This window comes from Halomonas sp. DP8Y7-1 (assembly GCF_019801685.1).
GTDB classification, from domain to species: Bacteria; Pseudomonadota; Gammaproteobacteria; order Pseudomonadales; family Halomonadaceae; genus Halomonas; species Halomonas litopenaei_A.
The window spans coordinates 184,434-202,313 of sequence record NZ_JAHVIN010000013.1 but is presented as its reverse complement, the minus strand read 5'-3'; the positions used below and the strand labels follow the sequence as shown (position 1 = coordinate 202,313).

The window sequence follows — 17,880 nt, the reverse complement described above, 5'->3', positions numbered from 1 at the left end:
AGATTCGTACTGCTCTCTGACGTCCTTCGGACGAGCCCTGAACCCGTTTTCCATACTGCGCTGGGCCTCATCGACCCAGCCCTCGATCTCGGAGACGGTGAGATCGTATTGGCGGGCCAGCTCAGCTGCTGTGGTCTTGCCCTTGAAGATGTCCATGACCACGGAGGCCTTGCGCTTCGCGGTCCATCGCTTGATGGGGTTGTCGTCAGTCATTCTGTCCTCCTGATAGCTGCACTATAGCCTGTGCAGCTCGGGAGGGGATCACTTCACGGAAGCTCGGATGCTTTACCATAGGAGGCCTTATTTTAAATGGGAGTGCCCGTACGATTGCCAAATGTAGCAACACCACCATCTTCTTCAGTAAATTTCTCATATAACATACCGAGAGATTCATCAAAGAATTTCTTTCTTACATTTCTCAATGCCCCCACCTCTCAAGTTCAAAGCTCTAGTTAGTATCAGTATATGGAGTATATTGCTTTTCTTGAAAATACTCCACAACTGCCTGTCGATTCAAAAAGTGTCCAAAAATGAAATTTTCATAGAATGGAATCAGCTTCCGTATATCAAACATTGCCTTATGGGCTTTAAAGGAGGACTGCCGAATAGACATAGCAAGCTTATACTCTGCTGGATAACCATTGTTTCTAGAAATCTGAAGCCTGAACACCTCATTTAATAGAGAAATAGCACACTTAACAACCTCAGCCGACCTTCTCTCTTGAAGTTTAAAGGCGATATACACAGGCATCCCATCAAGAGATGAGTTTAGCCCCCTGTTTTCAAGTATAGAAGACTTATGTTTTTCAAAAATTTTCCTTAAGACTGTAAGACTTGTAGCCTTGAAATCAAAAAACAGGTCAAGAATATCTTCGTTGTGCACGGGAAAAGGAAGGTCAGCAAAGACATGGCACTTTAAACCATTCAGCTTATTTTCAAACTCCACTTCTCTTGATAGCTTAGAAGCAAGAATATGCATTGGATATGCATCCACTCCATAGTTTGAAACGAAGCCACCAATTGCATTGTCAATAGTTAACCATGATACACGACAAGAATGACAGGCCATTATCGTATGAACTACCGTGTCATCAATAGCCCCTTTCAAGATATTAAGATCTTGAGGTAGATCAGATTCAAGAATTTTAGTGTCGTCAACGACTGTAATTTTAGACAAGACCTCATCAATACCTTCAATAAAGTCTTTAAAATCTCTCTCCATGTCCTCTCCTAGAGTTCTGACTAAATGCCCACTCTCACTGAGGCCAAGGGTCATATATTCTGAAGAAGTTATAGTGTCACGAAATTCTTTCAAAAGCTTTTTTGTTTCTTCGGTATATTTTATATTTTGCCTACAAAAACTTTTCGCCAATCCCGTCAGGCAAGCATAAATAATCGTATAAACATCCGTAATATATTCGAGAGATTCTTGCCCTGGGCTTTCCACAGGTAGTATCATCTTAGATATTGACGGGTCTACAAACAACTCAAGTGCTGATTTACATACTTCTTGAGAGTTAATCGCCTTACCTTTCATTAGCAATGGGATTTTCTCATCAGCAAAAACCTCTTCACTCCTACGGGATGACAGCCGTCTGAGGTTATCTTCCATAAAGGCAACAAGCTCCTCACCACCTTCAGGAACTTGGAGCATGAAAAAAGCATCGCTCCCATCATTCATTTCTTGTCTAATCTCACAAGAAATTTGAAATGCCGCTACGTAAGGTGGGATTTTCGTGTGAAGAGTTAAGTCTTCTACCCACCCCCTATCTATATCTCCTTCACTAAGAGCCATAAGTCTTTTCGCTAATTCAGAGCTTGAGTGAAGCACATACTGATTCGACGAATATTTTTCATTCTCCACTACAATGGCTTTACTTGACTTATTTCCTTTATTGAATGCAAGTCCAACAATAGCATCGCCAACATTTTGTGAGGCAGGTAAAATTTCCTCTGCGGTTTTATTTGATATGCTGAACCCAAGGTGCAAACCACTTACAGTTTTAGAAGCCTTTACTGGATCTCTAAGAAATAAATCGACAACCACTTGCTCAACTTTTGAAAAGCTTACGAAATGATACATCATTGCGAGCAACTGGATGGAGTCATCATCGTCAAGACTGACTACAGAAACATCAATATCATCTAAGAACTCACCGACGCCATTGCCAAGGCCTAGCAATATTCTAGCTTTCTGCAATAAAAACTGAGTTGATTTTGGCTCCAAAAAAATAGCTTTATCAATAGAACCCAAAGCTTTATCAAGTTCCCCCTTGTTAGCTTGATAATGGGAGTTGAGCGACCAGTAGAAGCTAGATTCCTGCGCATCATTGTGTAATTTTGATAGTAGTTTATTGAAGCTATTATACTGACTACTGTTAAATAAGGCGACAAGATACTCTCTCATTATAGGAGAGAGCCACGGATCTTCCAAGGCAAGCAGATCCTCTAAAATTTTACAGACTTCACTGTAAATATCGTGTCTATGTAGGTTTCTAGCAAGCATAATGATAAGGAATGGATTTATTTTTTTAAAATCACCTCCCGAACCATAAAAATCTTGAATAAGACTAGGGATATCTTTTTTATTTCTTAACCGATACTCGCTTGACGAAGCGGAATAAAGCAACAGGTTAACAAACTTATCAATAGACTCATCACCATTTTCTATCGAGATTTCCTTCCCGATGAGTTTGTCAACCACACTACTATCTAAATGGTCAAGTGCTAACAAAACATCAACCACCTCCAAGACATCAACTGAAAGAACTTTTCTCTTCAATTCATTTTTTTTGCTTTCGCTTTCACCAAGCAAAAAGTTTTGTTTTACATCATCTTCCAAATAACTATAGTCTCTATGCTCAGTTGCATACAACAAGGCGGAAAATTCTGGGAAGTCCTCTTGCCACTTATCAACATACCTCCAACAGATATCACTGAGCTGTTGAGTTGCTGAGCCAGAGTAAGAAAGAATCGGCACTGCAAGTTTAAATAGCCTTTTGTCTCGCCCTTCAGATTTAACTATTAGCCTATGTATATTGTTGCAGAGCACCAGTATTTGGTCTTTGAGCCTCTTCTCTATAAACCAATAGGCTCGGTCCTTGGCATCGACGTTTATTTGCTTGCATAATGCCTGCAAATACACTACTTCAAAATCATGATCTTTATAAATATTTTTAGCTTTTCCTGAAAGCTTTAATGCAGCACTAAACTCATCAACTCTAAGCAGCCCTCTAATTTTAGAAATAATCTCTACATCACTACCGGTGGGTTCTATTCCAGTAGCTTTTAGCTCATCTTTAGTAGCCAAGAATTCTAAATACTGGCATCTGGATAAAAAGCCTGCATCCTTTTCACTTTTATATGCCTGAATAGCTCCTGCTTCATCATCCAGTATAAGCCTTAGCCTAATTAAGGATGCCAAAAACATATCTTTGACTTTTGGCGAATTAGAATCAGCAAGAGCCCGAGATATCCTTGGGTGGATTGAATCAGCTTCCGACCTGTCTGTTAACCCAGAAACAAGCTTTAAAGCTTGTAAATAAGGCTGAGATTCTTTGCCAAGCCTCCCTGTGCTCTCTACAGTTTTTATTCTTGTCTTCGCACTATGGATATCGCCTCTGCCAATGTCAGAGAAAACCTCAATTGATATTTCCTTGAGGTCATCAGGCATTAAATCCTGTAACTGATATTTATTACCAGCAACATTATCACCTCTACCAGTATGCTGTTGACTGGGGTGATTGCTGTCTAGGGAATGCTTATTCCCCGCAACATTATCTACTTCGCCACCCCTACCTCCGAATAGCGAGTGAGTCATTTTTACAATGCTTTTAAGCATAAGCAATTCCTTTTGCTAGCAATACTTGTCGCCACCAACATTATCGCCATTTCCATAGTGATACTGATTGGTTATATTTTTAACATTTTCTTGTTTGATATTATTCAGTGTTTTTACAAGCTCAGGGTATTTCTCCATCCTTTTCCTTATGCCCTTCTCACTGAGATCCTCTAGCTCCTCACTTTGGTCTAGCTTGATAAGCTCTTCAGCTATCTTTTCAAGTTTCTGTTGATCATCATCGACTGCTTTAGCAAGCTCCCTCACTAAAAAATCCTTAGTAAGGGATACCCCCTTTTTCGTACATTCGTAAACAAGATTCGCGACGACGCCTGCTGCAACACTCTCGATAAGCATGTTTTAGTCCCTTTGATACTTATTGGTTAGCCATACACTCATATTAGGGTTAATTAGGAATGACTGCAATGAGGGGCTCACCCCCTAATTCGAATAAGCACCTGACTTTATAGGCTTTAAAAAGATAAGAAGTGAGGGTATAAAGTTGCACCCTAGGTAGCGGACATCACGTCGTCGACCAACACCACATGGCGAGGCATGGGACCCGCCACGTCGAACATGCCCTTCACCTGACGTCGTCTGGCACTCGCCGTCAGGGTGTGTTGAGGCGGGTCATTGCGTCGCCGCTGACAACGGGTCACCGGCAAGCCCAAGCGCCTACCAAGCTCGAAAGCCAACCATTCGCTCTGGTCGAAGCCCTGCTCACGCGCCCGCTGCCGATGTCTCGGCACTCCCATCAAGACATCCGGAACCGTCGTTTCGCGTGCCTCCAGGGCCCACAGAAACAGGGCGATCAACTGATGTGCGCTGGGCCGATGGGCCCCAGCCTTAAAGCGCTGGACCAACCGGCGAATCTCGTCACGGTAGATCAGTGGCGCTACTACCGTGTCCAGCGCGAGGGGGGCGGTCAAGCAGCGCCCACACAGGCGGGTCCCGGCTGGCCTTGCCTCCAGGGCTGGCGCCAAGGGTTCTGCACAACGCTCGCAGGGCGCCACGTTCCACGCCAGGCAGGCCTGACAGAATCGGCACAACGGCATCCGGGGTCCGGCTCCTTGCACAACGGCCAGATGCGGCGACAAGCACCAGGGGCAGCGCTGTGGCAACCACCTGGCCAGCACGTGGTCAACTTCAGCGAGCCTGCAGGTTGACAGGCGGGTCAAACGCCCTATCCTGTCCGTCAACTTACCTATTTTAAAAAAGTTGACCAAAGCGAGACACTCCATGTCGGCCACCGTGACCTCTTCTTCCCCCCTAGCCCTGGACAGTACCCCGCGCCACGACTGGTCCTTTGATGAAATCGAGGCCCTCTTCGCACTGCCCTTCAACGACTTGATGTTCAAGGCACAAACGATCCATCGCCAGCACTTCGATGCCAATGCGGTACAGGTGTCCACCCTGCTGTCGATCAAGACCGGCGCTTGCCCGGAAGACTGCAAGTATTGCCCCCAGTCCGGCCACTACAACACCGGTCTGGACAAGGAGAAGCTGCTCGAGATCGAGAAAGTTGTCGCCCAGGCCCGTTCCGCCAAGGACGCTGGCGCCAGCCGCTTCTGCATGGGAGCCGCCTGGCGCAGCCCGCGCCAGCGTGACCTGGACGTCGTGCTCGAAATGGTCAAGCAAGTGAAGGCGCTGGGTCTTGAAACCTGCATGACGCTCGGCATGGTCGATGGGGATCAGGCGCGCCAGCTGGCGGATGCTGGTCTCGACTACTACAACCACAACCTGGATACCTCCCCCGAGTACTACGGCGAGATCATCACTACGCGCAGCTACGCCGACCGCCTCGACACCCTCGGCAATGTGCGCGATGCCGGCATGAAGATCTGTTCCGGCGGGATCCTTGGCATGGGCGAGTCCGCTCGGGACCGCGCAGGCCTGCTGAGGCAGCTGGCCAACCTGTCACCGCACCCCGAATCGGTGCCCATCAACATGCTGGTCAAGGTGCCCGGCACCCCGCTCGAGAATGTCGAGGACCTCGACCCCATCGAATACCTGCGGGCCATCGCTGTCGCCCGCATCATGATGCCGGCCAGCCATGTCCGCCTGTCCGCCGGGCGCGAGCAGATGGATGAGTCGACCCAGGCCCTGGCATTCATGGCAGGCGCCAACTCGATCTTCTACGGCGACACCCTGCTGACCACCGGCAACCCCCAGGTGGAACGCGACAAGGCGCTGTTTGCCAAGCTCGGCCTGCACCCGGAACAGCGCGAGAGCTGCGCCACCGACGAGCAGCAGGCGGAGGCCCTCAGCCGTGAGGTGAAACGTCAGGCCAGCGTCGCCCAAAGCGAGCAGTACTACGACGCCGCCGTCTAACGACGCTGCCCCAGATGCCTTTCGCCTGCCTGCCCCTGCGGCTGATTGCCGATGCCAAGCGGGGGCAATGCAAGGCACAGAGAACACCATGAGCCAGACCTGGAACGATTACCTGAGGCTACGCGCCGACCAACGCCGGCAGGCCCAGCGCTGGCGCCAACGCCAGACACAGCGGCGGGATCTCGCGCTGCTCGATATGGCGGGCAACGACTATCTGGGCCTGCGCACCGACCCACGCCTGGCCGAAGCGGCCAGCGACGGCGCTCGTCGCTACGGCAGCGGCGCGGGAGCCTCTCATCTGGTGACCGGCCATGGTGAGCTGCATGAGGCCCTCGAGGAGGCCCTGGCACGACTCACCGGCCGGCCGCGAGCATTGCTCTTCTCCACCGGCTACATGGCCAACCTTGGGGTCATTCAAGCCCTGTGCGATCCCCATGTTCAGGTGTATCAGGACCGTCTCAACCATGCTTCGCTGATCGACGGGGCACGACTGGCGGGCGCCCGCTCACGCCGTTACCACCACCTCGACCTGGCCGACCTCGACCGGCTGATGACCCGTGCGCCGGAGAAGTCCCTGGCACTGGCCATCAGCGACGGGGTGTTCAGCATGGACGGCGACTGCGCCGACGTCGGGGCGCTGGCCCGACTGTGCCAGCGCCATGGGGCCTGGCTGATGATCGATGATGCCCATGGCGTTGGCGTGCTGGGCGAGCGTGGTGACGGCTGTGTGGGTCAGCGCCACGACAGCCAGCAGGTGCCGATCCTTGTCGGCACTCTGGGCAAGGCGCTCGGCACTGGCGGCGCCTTTGTCGCCGGAGACGATGCCTTGATCGAGCACCTGATTCAGTTCGCCCGGCCCTATGTGTACACCACCGCCATGCCGCCCCCGGTGGCCGCAGCCTCGCTCAAGGCCCTGGAGCTGCTTGACGCGGAACCCGAGCGCAGGCAGCACCTGCATTCGCTGGTGCAGCTGTTCCGGGATGAGGCGTCGCGTTTGGGCCTGCCACTGATGCCATCGCGCACACCGATCCAACCGATATTGCTGGGCGATGAGTCACGCACCCTGGAGTGGGCGCGGCTGCTGGAAGCCAGTGGCATCAAGGTCGGAGCGATTCGCCCGCCCACCGTGCCCAATGGCCAGTCCAGACTGCGCATCACGTTAACCGCCGGCCACAGCCACGACGACATCCAGCGCCTGCTTGACGCCCTGGCCAGCTGTCAGCGGCTGGTCCCGGCCGACAGCATGGAAGAGGTTGGCGCATGACCCGCCTGGTACTGCTCTCGGGCTGGGCCATCGATGCCCGTGTCTTTGCCCCCCTCGCCCCGCATTGGTCCCAGGGCTGGGATGTGCAGGCCATTGACTGGCCGGGCATGGGCACCAAGTCGTCGTCCCCATTGGCTGACCCGGGCTCCATCAGTCAGCTTGCCGAGGCCATGTCTCCTGAGCTGCTGCCCGACCAGGATACCTCGGTGGTGTGGGTGGGCTGGTCGCTGGGAGCTCTTCAGGCTGCCGCCTTGGCACGTGTCATGGGGCCCCCTGATGCGCTCGTGCTGATCGGCATGGGCCCGACCTTCTGCCACCCCGCAGGGGTCAGTCAACAGGCACTCGCCGACTTCAACAGCGCCTTTCACCGTGACCCAGACCGGGCAGTCGAGCACTTCCTACGCTGGCAGCTATCGGCAGAGCCTGAGCCTCGCCCGTCACTGGCGTCGCTCAAGGCACTGCTGAGACCGCAGGCACCGGCCGATCACGCCACTCTCGCACAAGGACTCTCGACGCTGGCCCAGGAGGATATTCACGACGTTTTCCTCAAGCCGCCCTGCCCGACGGCCACCCTGTGCGGACACGACGACCCGCTGATGGCGCCTGCGGTGCGCCATGCCGCGGATGAGCGCATCGCCGCCAGCGGACACTGCCCCATGCTTAGCCAACCACAGCGGCTGGTCGAGGCGGTGGAGCGACAGGCACAGCGCCTGCTGGCGCACCGCCAGTCAACAGGACACGGCTACCCCCGTCAGACACCCAGGCCCGAGCGCGATAGACCTACCCCGAGGGAGGCAGCATGGCAACGCTGACACAGGACGCGCCACTCGACGATGAGACCTCCGCCAGCCACTGGCGGCAACGGGTGGATCGGGCCTTTTCACGGGCAGCCCCACGCTATCGGCAGCTTGCCCGCGCGCAGCTCGCCATGGCCCAGTCGTTGCTCGACGATTTGCCGCCACGGCAAGCCCAGGCTCGCCAGAATACGGAAAATGATCACGGGCCCGTCCGAACCATCCTGGATCTGGGCTGCGGCCCTGGGGATCTCACCTGGCAGATGTGCGACCGCTATCCCAACGCCCAGGTAATAGGACTGGACCTGTCACTGGCAATGCTCGCTGAAGCTCGCCGTCATGCTGCCCGTCCGGACGATTCACGCCCCTGCAGCGCCAGGGCATCGTCTCCTGTGTGGTTGAAGGCAGATGCCCAGTCCCTGCCTCTGGCGACGGCCAGCATCGATCTGCTGGTATCCAATCTGGCCATCCAATGGTGTCCTGACCTGGAGCAGGTACTGGCAAACGTGCATCGCGTCCTGCGCCCGGGCGGCCGGGCGGTGATCAACACCTTGCTGCCCGGCACCCTGCATGAGGTGGCCAGCGCATGGCAGCGTCCCGGCCATTCCAGCGGAGTGCTGGTGTTTCCCAGCCTGGCTCAGCATCAGCAGCGGGTCGATCAGAGCCCTTGGCAGGATGCCGTCCTGCGGCCCCGCGAGGTCACCTTTCACTACCCGGACATTCACGCCGTGATGGCTTCCATCAAGGGCGTCGGCGCCCAGGTGGCGCGGCCTGGCGCTGGCCTGACCCGCCGGGAACTGGCCCAGGCAAAGCAGCGTTACGAGCGCTTGCGCACGCCACAGGGACTTCCCGTGACCTACCACCAGCTGACGTTGGTACTCACCCGCTGAGCGCTCTCCGGCTCCCCCATGACCCTCAGATTTCTGCAAGATGGACCCGTGCCATGACCTGCTATTTCGTGACCGGCACCGACACCGATGCCGGCAAGACCCTCGCCAGCTCAGCGCTTTTGGCGCTCGCCAGACGCCAGGGCCTCAGCACCCTGGGCCTGAAACCGGTGGCGTCTGGCTGCCAAGCGACGGCTGCAGGGTTGAGAAACATCGACGCCTTGACGCTCCAGGCCCAGAGTCGGCCTGAGGTCGACTACGCCACGATCAATCCCTATGCCTTCGAGCCCCCCATTGCCCCTCACCTGGCAGCGCGCTACGCCGACGCCGAGCTGACCTTGGCCAGACTGGAGCGGACCATCGCGCCGTCCCTGGCGCTGGGCCGCGACCTGACGCTGATAGAGGGCGCTGGCGGCTACCGCGTCCCGCTGAATGAGCAGGAAGACCTGGCAGGCCTGGCCCAACGCCTTAGGCTGCCGGTCATTGTTGTCATTGGCCTCAAGCTGGGCTGTCTCAATCACGCCTTGCTGACCGCAGAAGCGCTGGCCCGTGACGGCGTGGTCTGCGCTGGCTGGATTGGCAACCTCATCGACGCTGACTTTGCGGCAGATGAAACCCTTTACCAGGACAACCTTGCCCATCTGACCGCGCGGCTACCGGGGCCTTGCCTGGGCATCATTCCCCGCCTGGAAGGCAGGGACCACAAGCAGCTGGCGCAGCAGGCCGCCGAGTACCTGACGCTTCCCTCCGGTTAGGCCTTGGCTTTATCGCGTCGCTTGATTCGTTGCCTTTTGTCTCGCTGCCTTTGTTCTTATTGAATAAGTTTTTATTGAATTAGCTCTTATTGCATTAACTCTCATTGCATTAGTGCTCACTGCCTCGGGCATGCTCCCTTCGCCTCAGACATGAGCGGCCTGACACCAAGGGCCCATCGCCATCCGCCTGGGCCCTGATGGCTGCGGCGTCGCCCAACAGCTGAAAAAGTTGACTTGCCGGTCAGGCAACGTACAATGTGCACCGCTCACCTGCATGCGGATGTGGTGGAATTGGTAGACACGCTAGATTTAGGTTCTAGTGCCTTAGCGCGTGGGAGTTCGAGTCTCCCCATCCGCACCATCTTGATGTCCCTCAGCTTTTCCCGAATTCCAGCAGATTGCCACGGCCCACTAGATGTTCTGGTGTGACCCAATGGTGACGTCACTTTTTCAGAACATGTTCGGAAGGTGCTAAAAACGTGCCTCGCCTGGCGCTCAGTGATGGCGCCCACTTGCCCCCTTTTATCGCTTTATCCCAGCGATAGCCGTCGCGCTCACATGCCTGTGGATACCGCTCGCCTCACTCCTCTCGTCGCATATCACCCTCTGGCATAGCGGCGCTGTGCTGTGGCCACCGGCGCGTTGACAACTGCCACGAAGCCGCGACGAATCGGACCACCGCTCGTGCTATCTTTAGCGGCGAACGGTACGGGATGTGCGTTCTTCCAAAAGCATTCAAGAAAAAAGGCCCCTGCATGCTGAACTACTTTGCCCTTGGCATTCTCTTTTTTGTCGCCTTGACGCTGTTCTACGGGGTTATCGTCATTCACGACATTCCCTATGGCATCGCCAAGAAGCGCAATCATCCTCATCAGGATGCTATCCACGTAGCGGGCTGGGTCAGCCTCTTCACCCTCCATGTGCTGTGGCCCTTCCTGTGGATCTGGGCCACCCTGTATCGCGATGATCGCGGCTGGGGCTTTCAGCAGATCGAGCAGGAACAGGCCAGGGAACGCAACGAGATCGATCAACTGAGGGCGGAGCTGGAGCAGCTCAGGCAGCGGCTTGATCGGCAGGAATCAGGGCAGGCTACCCCGACGGCCGAGACCGTCAGCTCTACCCAGCAGGGAGGCCAGTCCTGATGGATCTGCTTATCGTCCTGACCTACGCCGCCATCTGCATCGTCATCTTCAAGGTGTTTCGCATCCCACTGAACAAGTGGACAGTGCCCACCGCCTTTCTGGGCGGCGTGATTGTCGTCTCGACGCTGGTGCTGTTGATGAACTACAACCACCCCTTCACTCGCCAGGTGCGTCAGGCCTACGCCGTCACGCCGCTGGTGTCGGAAGTACGAGCCCGCGTCACGTCGGTCAACGTATCCCCCAACACCCTGGTCAAGGCCGGCACCCCGCTGTTCACCCTCGATGCACGGCAGTTCGAAGCCAAGGTGGAGCGTCTGACCGCCGAGCTGGAAGACACCTTGCGCAACTCTGACAGCCGCACCGCAGGCGTGGCTGAGGCGGAAGCCAACTTGCTGGCCGCCCAGGCGGATCGCAACCAGGCCCAGCGCACCCTGGCACGCTACCAGGCGGCCTCATCGGCCTTCAGTCGACAGCAGATCGATGAAGCGGCCCAGGTCGCCGAGACCACCGCCGCCCGGGTATCCCAGGCCCAGGCAGCGCTGGAAAGAGCTCAAGCGGAACAGCGTCCCGATGCCAATGATCAGGACCCACTGGTGATCGCCAAGCGGGCCGAACTGGCCCAGGCCCAGTACGACCTGGAGAACACCATTATCCGAGCCCCGACAGACGGGTATCTTACCCAGCTGGCGGTACGCCCCGGCATGATGGCGGTGCCGCTGCCGCTCAAGCCGATGGGAGTCTTCGTGCACGATGAGCCAGGTCGTTTTACTGGCGCCTTCCGTCAGCAGGCGCTGAACCGCATCCAGCAGGGTGACGAAGCAGAGCTGACCTTCACGGCCTTGCCTGGCCAGGTGTTCAGCGCAGAGGTCATCGAGGTGCTTCCCGCCATCGCCGAGTCTCAGGTCGCGGCAGGAGATCGCCTGCTGGGCGCAGACGCCTTCAAGACAGTGGATGCTCCGGCGCTGGTGACATTGCGGCTGCTGCCGGACCAGGACGTGCCCGACCTGCCGTTGGGCATCAGCGCCCAGGCGGCGGTCTACACCGAGCACTTCCATCACGTGGCCATCATGCGCAAGGTGCTCCTTCGCATGCTCGGTTGGCAGCACTACCTCTATCTGGATCACTGACGCCAAACGACTCAGCCAAGCCCCGGGCGTCCCTACCGACGCCCGGGGCTTTTTGCTGGGCGCTGCGCCGCTGCAGGCCAGACGGCTGAAGCACCAACAATAGCCCTGGGCGCCCGTAAACGCTGACCATCATGATCCAAATCAAGAACTTGGCGGACGCTCTGATCCTACAATTCCTGCATGATCAGTCACCACATGGACCGCGGCGATGTTCACCAAGATTCTGGTACCGGTAGACGGCTCTTGCTACTCCCGTGAAGCGCTGAAGGTTGCCTGCACGCTACTCAATGCCCATCGCAGCGACGATACTTCGCCCGCCGGAAACGCAAGCGCCGGCCAGCTAGTCTTGCTGCACGTGCCAGAAGAGCTCGGTTCGGAACCCGCCTTCGTCTGGGGCGTCTCCGCCATCGCCGCTGGTGCTGCCCTGGATGAGCGAGAGGCCATCGGCAGAGAGATTCTTGACAACGCCGGGCGTGACGCGCTGAGCCTGGGGGTTTCCAAACCGATGATCCTGCTGCGCCACGGCAGCCCAGGCCAGGTCATCCTCGACGTGGCCCGTGAGCACGGCGTCGACGCCATCGTCATGGGGCATCGCGGTATGGGCAAGTTCAAGGCCCTGATCGAAGGCAGCGTGTCACGCAAGGTCAGTCATCACGCCCGCTGCCGAGTGGTGACCGTGCACTGACGCCCGTATGAAACGAACAGACGAGCGGACGAGCAAACGAATAGACGAGCAGAGTGCACGCCATAGCGAAGCGCGTCCCGGCCTCGGCGGCGCCAGTCATGCTAGGCTTTCTCCTACGTGGAACCATGACCCCGCGTGCCATGGTCCGAGGTTGACGAGGGAGCCATTGATGAGACATCTCCGCCTTTATGGCGCTCGGCGCAGTGCGGCCGGTACCACTCCATCTGCGGGCATGCTGCTGGGGGTGCTCGTACTCGCCACTTGCCTGGTCAGCGGCTGCTCCAGCGCGTCCCCCGCGGACGGCCTGACGGAGCGCCGAGGCGACAGACAGTATGACGCTCTCGACAGCCTGCAGTTACCGGAAGACGCGCTCCCCCCGCCAGGTGCCTGCCGCATCTGGTACCTGGATCTGACGCCAGACCGCCAGCCTCCTCCCGGTGACTGCAACGACCTGTATGACCAAGTGCCTCGAGGCGCCCGCCTGATTCGCGGCTAGGCTGATGCCTGCTGATGCCTGTACCGGACCGTTCTATCGCCTGCCCAGACGGGCCTCGGCCTGCTCCAACGATGCCCAGGCTAGCCGCTTGAGCGAGTCCTGCCCCTGGTCCATGGCCTCCAGTAGCGCTCGCTTTTCCTTGAGGTAGATCCGCGCGAAGCCAGGGTCGTGCTCGACAATAGAGCCGGTGTTGTGAATCAGATCTGCATACTTGACGGTCTGTACATCCCCACCAGCGCGTGCCAACCGTTCCAGAGAGATCCGCTTGCGCGCGGCGCGATTGCCGACCTCAGGCCCCTCAAGGTCACTCAAGGCCACCACAAGTTCCACCACGTCAGCAGGAAACAACTCACGCAGAGTCATCTCGCTGACCTCGGTATCCTCCAGCACGTCGTGCAGCCACGCCGCGGCCTCTAGCTCCGGCCGGCTCGGACAGTGTTCGCGCACCAAGGCGGCAACCGCGGCAGGATGCTCGATGTAGGGAGTCTCCAGATACTTGCGGCGTTGGCCAATGGCACAGTGGGCAGCCGTCGCGAAAACACGTGCGTGTTCGACCATGACCTGGCCATCGGTGGGTTCTATGGACATCTTGAGCGCCTCCATAAATTAGAACATTTCAATATATTGAGGACAGCGAACGGTCGGCCCACTATTCTGAGTCCACCCCAACCACAATAAGGAGCCCCCATGAAGCCGGACACGATCGCACTGCATCACGGCTACACGCCCGACAACCAGAATGCCGTGGCGGTGCCCATTCATCAGACCACGTCCTTTTCATTTGATAACGCGCAACACGCCGCGGACCTGTTCGACCTGAAGGTCGAAGGCAATATCTACTCGCGCATCATGAATCCCACCTGCAGCGTGCTGGAGGGGCGGGTAGCGGCACTGGAAGGCGGTATTGCCGGACTCGCGGTGGCCTCAGGGATGGCGGCAATCACCTACGCCATCCAGACCATCGCCGAAACCGGCGACAACATCGTCTCGATCAGCGAGCTGTACGGGGGCACCTACAACCTGTTTGCCCACACGCTGCCTCGTCAGGGCATCGAGGTCCGCTTTGCCGACAAGGACGACCTGGACACCATCGCCGGCCACATCGATGCCCGAACCAAAGCCATTTTCTGCGAAAGCATCGGCAACCCCTCGGGCAGCGTCGTCGACCTTGGCGCGCTGGCGACTCTGGCCCATGACCATGGCCTACCGCTGATTGTCGATAACACCGTGGCCACCCCCTTCCTGTGTCGCCCGATCGACCACGGCGCCGATATCGTGGTGCATTCGGCGACGAAATACATTGGCGGCCATGGCACCACCGTAGGTGGCGTCATCGTCGACTCCGGACGCTTCCCCTGGGCCTCCCATGCCGAGCGCTTTGCCCTGCTCAACGAAGCGGACCCGTCCTATCACGGTATCAGCTACACCCGTGACGTTGGTGAGGCCGCCTTCATCGCCAGGGCCCGCGTCGTGCCACTGCGCAACATGGGCGCGGCACTCAGCGCCCAGGCTGCCTGGAACCTGCTGCAGGGCCTGGAAACGCTATCGCTTCGAATCGAGCGTATCTGTGATAACACCCAGAAGGTCGCGGAATATCTGGAGCAGCATCCCGCCGTCTCATGGGTGAAGTACGCAGGACTCGAACACCACAAGGATCACGGGCTCGCGATCCGCTACCTGCAAGGCAAAGCGTCAGGCATTCTTAGCTTCGGTATCAACGGCGGGCGCGATGCGGGGGCACGCTTCTATGACGCTCTCGGCCTGATCCTTCGACTGGTCAACATAGGCGATGCCAAGACCTGCTCTGCCATCCCGGCCGCCACCACCCACCGCCAGTTGAACGACGAGGAATTGGCCGCCGCTGGTGTCAGCGCCGACATGGTCCGACTGTCCATCGGCATCGAGCACATCGATGACCTGCTGAGCGATCTCGACCAGGCGCTGTCTGCCTCACAAGCATGAGCGATGCTCCCACGCCCGACGTGGGAGCATGGTTCTAGTTGGAAGCAGGCACGGGCAAACCGACCGGCGTCGGCGAAGGGGGCAGCCATTCCCCCTTCGTCAGCGCCTCGGTAGGTCGATAGAAGCGCAGGGTGTAGTTCCATCCAGGCTCAATCGCCAGATAGTTCGGCACGTCGGGATCCCCGCCAAAATGCAGCGTTACCGACCCATCCTCGTTGGCGTCCGCCGTGCTGCTGGTCACCGACTGGGCGCCGTCGGCGCCGTCGATCAAGCGGCCCTGGTCGTCATACACCGTCACCGACCAGAACCCGGTGACCGGCACATCGACCGGCAGCATCAGCACCTGAGGGGTGTCGCCGTCGTTGTGCAACGGATTGATCGTGACGTAGTACGCCTCTTCAATGGGCTGGCCCAGCCAACCGGCAGCGGTCCCCCACAGATGGCGCACAGGGTCGACGTCACCCTCGGCGCCAAACATGCGGTGACTGCCCGACAGGAAGGGTGACAAGCCCAATACCGCTTCACGCACGTCAGCCAGACCCTGCACATCCCAGTCGGGCAGTGTCATCTCACCCTGTTCGGCCTGGGACCACTCGATCGCGTCCTGCTGGGCGTTGGCCTTGGCGATATCCTCAGGCGAGTCTGCATCGACCTGGGTGCGGACCATCACCAGGGCATAGCGTGACCCCACCGTGTCCTGGTCCAGGGTGATCTCACGCCCCCCATAGACCATCAGTGGAGTGAAATGGTCCTGACTCACGACCTGCAGTGACTGCAGTCGGGTGGGATCCGCCTGGGTCGAGATCGTTACCGGAGAACTCAGGTCGAATAGACCCACACTGTGCAACACATCTCGATTGGGGCGCAGCACGTCCGCGTCTGCAGGCAGTGGCGCGCGATCATGGCGTAGCGTGCCGAAGTAACCGTCATCAGCGTAGCGCTGAAAATGGTGGTCGGTCTGGGCCCTGATATAGGTATCGAGGGTAACGGCATCGCCAGCGCCGGTACCGCCCCCCTCGTCTGCCTGAACGGAAGCTAGCGTCAACATCACCGCCCCCAGGCAGCCACCCCACTGTCTCCACACCATGACGCTCCCCATGCCTGACTCGATCATTACTGTCAGCATAGCGCCGCAATCCACATCCTACGTCAACCCTGGGCCAGGGTATCGGCTGTGATGGGCACAGCTCTCGGGCCTCAACTGCCAGCGATCGTCATCTCGTCGATCAACCAGCTGCCGCTGTGAATACTGCCGCGGGTATCGACATCGTCCCCCAGCGCCACCAGCCCCTGGAACATGCGTGACAAGTTTCCGGCGATGGTAAACTCTTCGACCGGATACTGGATCCGTCCATTTTCGACCCAGAAACCGGCAGCGCCACGGGAGTAGTCGCCGGTGACGCCGTTGACCCCCTGCCCCATCAGCTCGGTCACCAGCACCCCACGGTCCATCTGCGCCAGCATGTCACCATGGGGCGTGGTGGCACCGACCAGGCGCAGATTGCGCGCACCACCGGCATTGGCCGTTGTCTGCATGCCGAGGCGCCGCGCGCTGTAGGCGGACAGCATGTAGCTGGCGATGCGGCCATCTTCGATAAAGCGATTGTCACGGGTCTGCACGCCATCACCGTCGAACGGGCTGCTCGCCATGCCGCCCACCAGCATCGGATGCTCACCAAGACCGAACCAGGACGGGAACAGCGCCTCACCCAGGCGCCCGCACAGGAACGATGCATCCCGGTAGATCGCGCCTCCAGCGAGGGCCGACATCAAGTGCCCTACCAGGCCACTGGCCAGACTCGGGTCGAACATGACCGGAAAGCGGCCGGTCTGCGGCGTCTGGCCACCAAGACGACGCAGGGTGCGCTCGGCAGCACTGTCGCCGACCTCGGCAGGATCGCGCAGGGCCTTGGGGTCCCTGGCACTGGTGTAATCGTAGTCGCGCTGCATGCCGGAGGCGTCTTCCGCGATCAGCATGCACGACAATGAGTGACGACTGCCGCGCTGACTGCCCATGAAGCCATGGCTATTGGCGTAGACACGCACCCCCTCACCGCTGGACAGGCTGGCACCGTCAGAGCTGCGAATGCCCTCACGAGCAAGTCCGGCGGCTTCGCAGGCCAGGGCTCGCTGAATGGCCTCATCCGTTTCCAGCGCCCAGGGATGGTGGACATCGAGATCCGGCAGTTCGGTCGCCATAAGCTGCGCATCGGCCAGGCCCGCAGCGGGATCTTCCCCGGTGTAGCGGGCGATGGCGATAGCCTTCTCGACCACGCTCTTGATCGACGCATCGCTGGCGTCGGTGGAGGAGGCACTGCCCTTGCGTTGACCGAGATAGACGGTCACCGCAATGCCCTGATCACGGGACAGCTCAACCGACTCGACATCGCCTTCACGCACGCTGACACCGATCCCCTGATCGACACTGGCACCTACCTCGCAGGCATCAGCTCCTAGCCGCCGGGCCAGTGCTACAGCGCTCTCGGCGCGCCCTTCCAGCAATCTCTGCTGGGCTGTGGCATCAAACGCCTGTGTCATCTTCTACTCCTTCTGCGGCCCGATCGACCGCTTGAGACTGTCATCCCTTGCCGCTCATGTC

General features: G+C 57.9%; 17 protein-coding genes and 1 tRNA gene. 11 read left to right on the top strand and 7 right to left on the bottom strand.

The window, feature by feature from the left end; translation table 11 throughout:
• The 4 genes from KUV41_RS16885 to KUV41_RS16870 form a co-directional block, all read right to left on the bottom strand.
• Window positions 1–213: DUF1153 domain-containing protein (locus KUV41_RS16885; RefSeq protein WP_222486827.1), on the bottom strand; the 213-nt coding region annotated here is incomplete at its 3' end.
• 235 nt (window positions 214–448) lie between these two features.
• Complete coding sequence (locus KUV41_RS16880; protein WP_222486826.1) at window positions 449–3,841, bottom strand: tetratricopeptide repeat protein; 3,393 nt, start codon at window positions 3,839–3,841, stop codon at window positions 449–451.
• A gap of 15 nt (window positions 3,842–3,856) precedes the next feature.
• Window positions 3,857–4,195: a hypothetical protein gene (locus KUV41_RS16875; protein ID WP_222486825.1), complete on the bottom strand. Its 339-nt coding sequence runs from the start codon at window positions 4,193–4,195 to the stop codon at window positions 3,857–3,859.
• Window positions 4,196–4,347: 152 nt separating this feature from the next.
• Window positions 4,348–4,893 (bottom strand): ComF family protein, encoded by a 546-nt coding sequence (locus tag KUV41_RS16870; protein WP_222486824.1) that lies wholly within the window; start codon window positions 4,891–4,893, stop codon window positions 4,348–4,350.
• Between the two features lie 184 nt (window positions 4,894–5,077).
• Here KUV41_RS16870 and bioB point away from each other — a divergent pair, with 184 nt between their 5' ends.
• The 10 genes from bioB (at window position 5,078) to KUV41_RS16820 (ending at window position 13,319) form a co-directional block, all read left to right on the top strand.
• Window positions 5,078–6,169 (top strand): biotin synthase BioB, encoded by a 1,092-nt coding sequence (bioB, locus tag KUV41_RS16865; protein ID WP_222486823.1) that lies wholly within the window; start codon window positions 5,078–5,080, stop codon window positions 6,167–6,169.
• Between the two features lie 88 nt (window positions 6,170–6,257).
• Window positions 6,258–7,433, top strand: a complete 1,176-nt coding sequence (gene bioF, locus KUV41_RS16860; RefSeq protein ID WP_222486822.1) for an 8-amino-7-oxononanoate synthase — start codon at window positions 6,258–6,260, stop codon at window positions 7,431–7,433.
• Complete coding sequence (locus KUV41_RS16855; RefSeq protein ID WP_222486821.1) at window positions 7,430–8,245, top strand: alpha/beta fold hydrolase; 816 nt, start codon at window positions 7,430–7,432, stop codon at window positions 8,243–8,245. Before bioF ends, KUV41_RS16855 begins: the two co-directional genes overlap by 4 nt.
• Window positions 8,233–9,117 (top strand): methyltransferase domain-containing protein, encoded by an 885-nt coding sequence (locus KUV41_RS16850; RefSeq protein ID WP_222486820.1) that lies wholly within the window; start codon window positions 8,233–8,235, stop codon window positions 9,115–9,117. Before KUV41_RS16855 ends, KUV41_RS16850 begins: the two co-directional genes overlap by 13 nt.
• Before the next feature lie 53 nt (window positions 9,118–9,170).
• Window positions 9,171–9,869 (top strand): dethiobiotin synthase, encoded by a 699-nt coding sequence (bioD, locus tag KUV41_RS16845; protein ID WP_222486819.1) that lies wholly within the window; start codon window positions 9,171–9,173, stop codon window positions 9,867–9,869.
• A 276-nt stretch (window positions 9,870–10,145) separates the two neighbouring features.
• Window positions 10,146–10,230: transfer RNA gene (locus KUV41_RS16840), tRNA-Leu, on the top strand.
• Between the two features lie 394 nt (window positions 10,231–10,624).
• Window positions 10,625–11,011: a DUF3302 domain-containing protein gene (locus KUV41_RS19675; RefSeq protein ID WP_206943339.1), complete on the top strand. Its 387-nt coding sequence runs from the start codon at window positions 10,625–10,627 to the stop codon at window positions 11,009–11,011.
• On the top strand, window positions 11,011–12,138 hold the full coding sequence (locus KUV41_RS16830) for an HlyD family secretion protein (RefSeq protein ID WP_206943340.1): 1,128 nt from the start codon (window positions 11,011–11,013) through the stop codon (window positions 12,136–12,138). The genes KUV41_RS19675 and KUV41_RS16830 overlap by 1 nt, the downstream gene beginning before the upstream one ends.
• A 208-nt stretch (window positions 12,139–12,346) precedes the next feature.
• On the top strand, window positions 12,347–12,823 hold the full coding sequence (locus tag KUV41_RS16825; protein WP_222486128.1) for a universal stress protein: 477 nt from the start codon (window positions 12,347–12,349) through the stop codon (window positions 12,821–12,823).
• Between the two features lie 169 nt (window positions 12,824–12,992).
• Window positions 12,993–13,319: a hypothetical protein gene (locus KUV41_RS16820; protein WP_222486130.1), complete on the top strand. Its 327-nt coding sequence runs from the start codon at window positions 12,993–12,995 to the stop codon at window positions 13,317–13,319.
• Between the two features lie 33 nt (window positions 13,320–13,352).
• On the opposite strand, the gene KUV41_RS16815 is transcribed toward KUV41_RS16820, so the two are convergent.
• Window positions 13,353–13,907, bottom strand: a complete 555-nt coding sequence (locus KUV41_RS16815) for an HD domain-containing protein (RefSeq protein ID WP_224907509.1) — start codon at window positions 13,905–13,907, stop codon at window positions 13,353–13,355.
• A gap of 99 nt (window positions 13,908–14,006) precedes the next feature.
• On the opposite strand from KUV41_RS16815, the gene KUV41_RS16810 reads away from it, so the two are divergent.
• Window positions 14,007–15,281, top strand: coding sequence for an O-acetylhomoserine aminocarboxypropyltransferase/cysteine synthase family protein (locus tag KUV41_RS16810; RefSeq protein ID WP_222486818.1), 1,275 nt, complete (start codon window positions 14,007–14,009; stop codon window positions 15,279–15,281).
• 34 nt (window positions 15,282–15,315) lie between these two features.
• Here KUV41_RS16810 and KUV41_RS16805 read toward each other — a convergent pair whose 3' ends face one another.
• Both KUV41_RS16805 and pmbA read right to left on the bottom strand, forming a co-directional pair.
• Entirely contained in the window at window positions 15,316–16,407 is a 1,092-nt protein-coding gene (locus KUV41_RS16805) for a DUF1214 domain-containing protein (protein ID WP_222486817.1), read from the bottom strand.
• 71 nt (window positions 16,408–16,478) lie between these two features.
• Window positions 16,479–17,819 carry a metalloprotease PmbA gene (pmbA, locus tag KUV41_RS16800; protein WP_222163509.1) on the bottom strand — a complete coding sequence of 447 codons (1,341 nt, stop codon included), beginning with the start codon at window positions 17,817–17,819 and terminating at the stop codon, window positions 16,479–16,481.
• Window positions 17,820–17,880: the final 61 nt, after the last annotated feature.

What these genes read in the sequence shown, in the direction of transcription:
- bioB (WP_222486823.1), top strand. Translation starts at nt 5,078, where the DNA reads ATGTCGGCCACCGTGACCTCTTCTTCCCCCCTAGCCCTGGACAGTACC.
- KUV41_RS16880 (WP_222486826.1), bottom strand. Translation starts at nt 3,841, where the DNA reads ATGCTTAAAAGCATTGTAAAAATGACTCACTCGCTATTCGGAGGTAGG.
- bioF (WP_222486822.1), top strand. Translation starts at nt 6,258, where the DNA reads ATGAGCCAGACCTGGAACGATTACCTGAGGCTACGCGCCGACCAACGC.
- KUV41_RS16820 (WP_222486130.1), top strand. Translation starts at nt 12,993, where the DNA reads ATGAGACATCTCCGCCTTTATGGCGCTCGGCGCAGTGCGGCCGGTACC.
- KUV41_RS16825 (WP_222486128.1), top strand. Translation starts at nt 12,347, where the DNA reads ATGTTCACCAAGATTCTGGTACCGGTAGACGGCTCTTGCTACTCCCGT.
- KUV41_RS16815 (WP_224907509.1), bottom strand. Translation starts at nt 13,907, where the DNA reads ATGTCCATAGAACCCACCGATGGCCAGGTCATGGTCGAACACGCACGT.
- KUV41_RS16810 (WP_222486818.1), top strand. Translation starts at nt 14,007, where the DNA reads ATGAAGCCGGACACGATCGCACTGCATCACGGCTACACGCCCGACAAC.
- KUV41_RS16850 (WP_222486820.1), top strand. Translation starts at nt 8,233, where the DNA reads ATGGCAACGCTGACACAGGACGCGCCACTCGACGATGAGACCTCCGCC.
- KUV41_RS16830 (WP_206943340.1), top strand. Translation starts at nt 11,011, where the DNA reads ATGGATCTGCTTATCGTCCTGACCTACGCCGCCATCTGCATCGTCATC.
- pmbA (WP_222163509.1), bottom strand. Translation starts at nt 17,819, where the DNA reads ATGACACAGGCGTTTGATGCCACAGCCCAGCAGAGATTGCTGGAAGGG.
- bioD (WP_222486819.1), top strand. Translation starts at nt 9,171, where the DNA reads ATGACCTGCTATTTCGTGACCGGCACCGACACCGATGCCGGCAAGACC.
- KUV41_RS16870 (WP_222486824.1), bottom strand. Translation starts at nt 4,893, where the DNA reads ATGCCGTTGTGCCGATTCTGTCAGGCCTGCCTGGCGTGGAACGTGGCG.
- KUV41_RS16805 (WP_222486817.1), bottom strand. Translation starts at nt 16,407, where the DNA reads ATGCTGACAGTAATGATCGAGTCAGGCATGGGGAGCGTCATGGTGTGG.
- KUV41_RS16855 (WP_222486821.1), top strand. Translation starts at nt 7,430, where the DNA reads ATGACCCGCCTGGTACTGCTCTCGGGCTGGGCCATCGATGCCCGTGTC.
- KUV41_RS16875 (WP_222486825.1), bottom strand. Translation starts at nt 4,195, where the DNA reads ATGCTTATCGAGAGTGTTGCAGCAGGCGTCGTCGCGAATCTTGTTTAC.
- KUV41_RS19675 (WP_206943339.1), top strand. Translation starts at nt 10,625, where the DNA reads ATGCTGAACTACTTTGCCCTTGGCATTCTCTTTTTTGTCGCCTTGACG.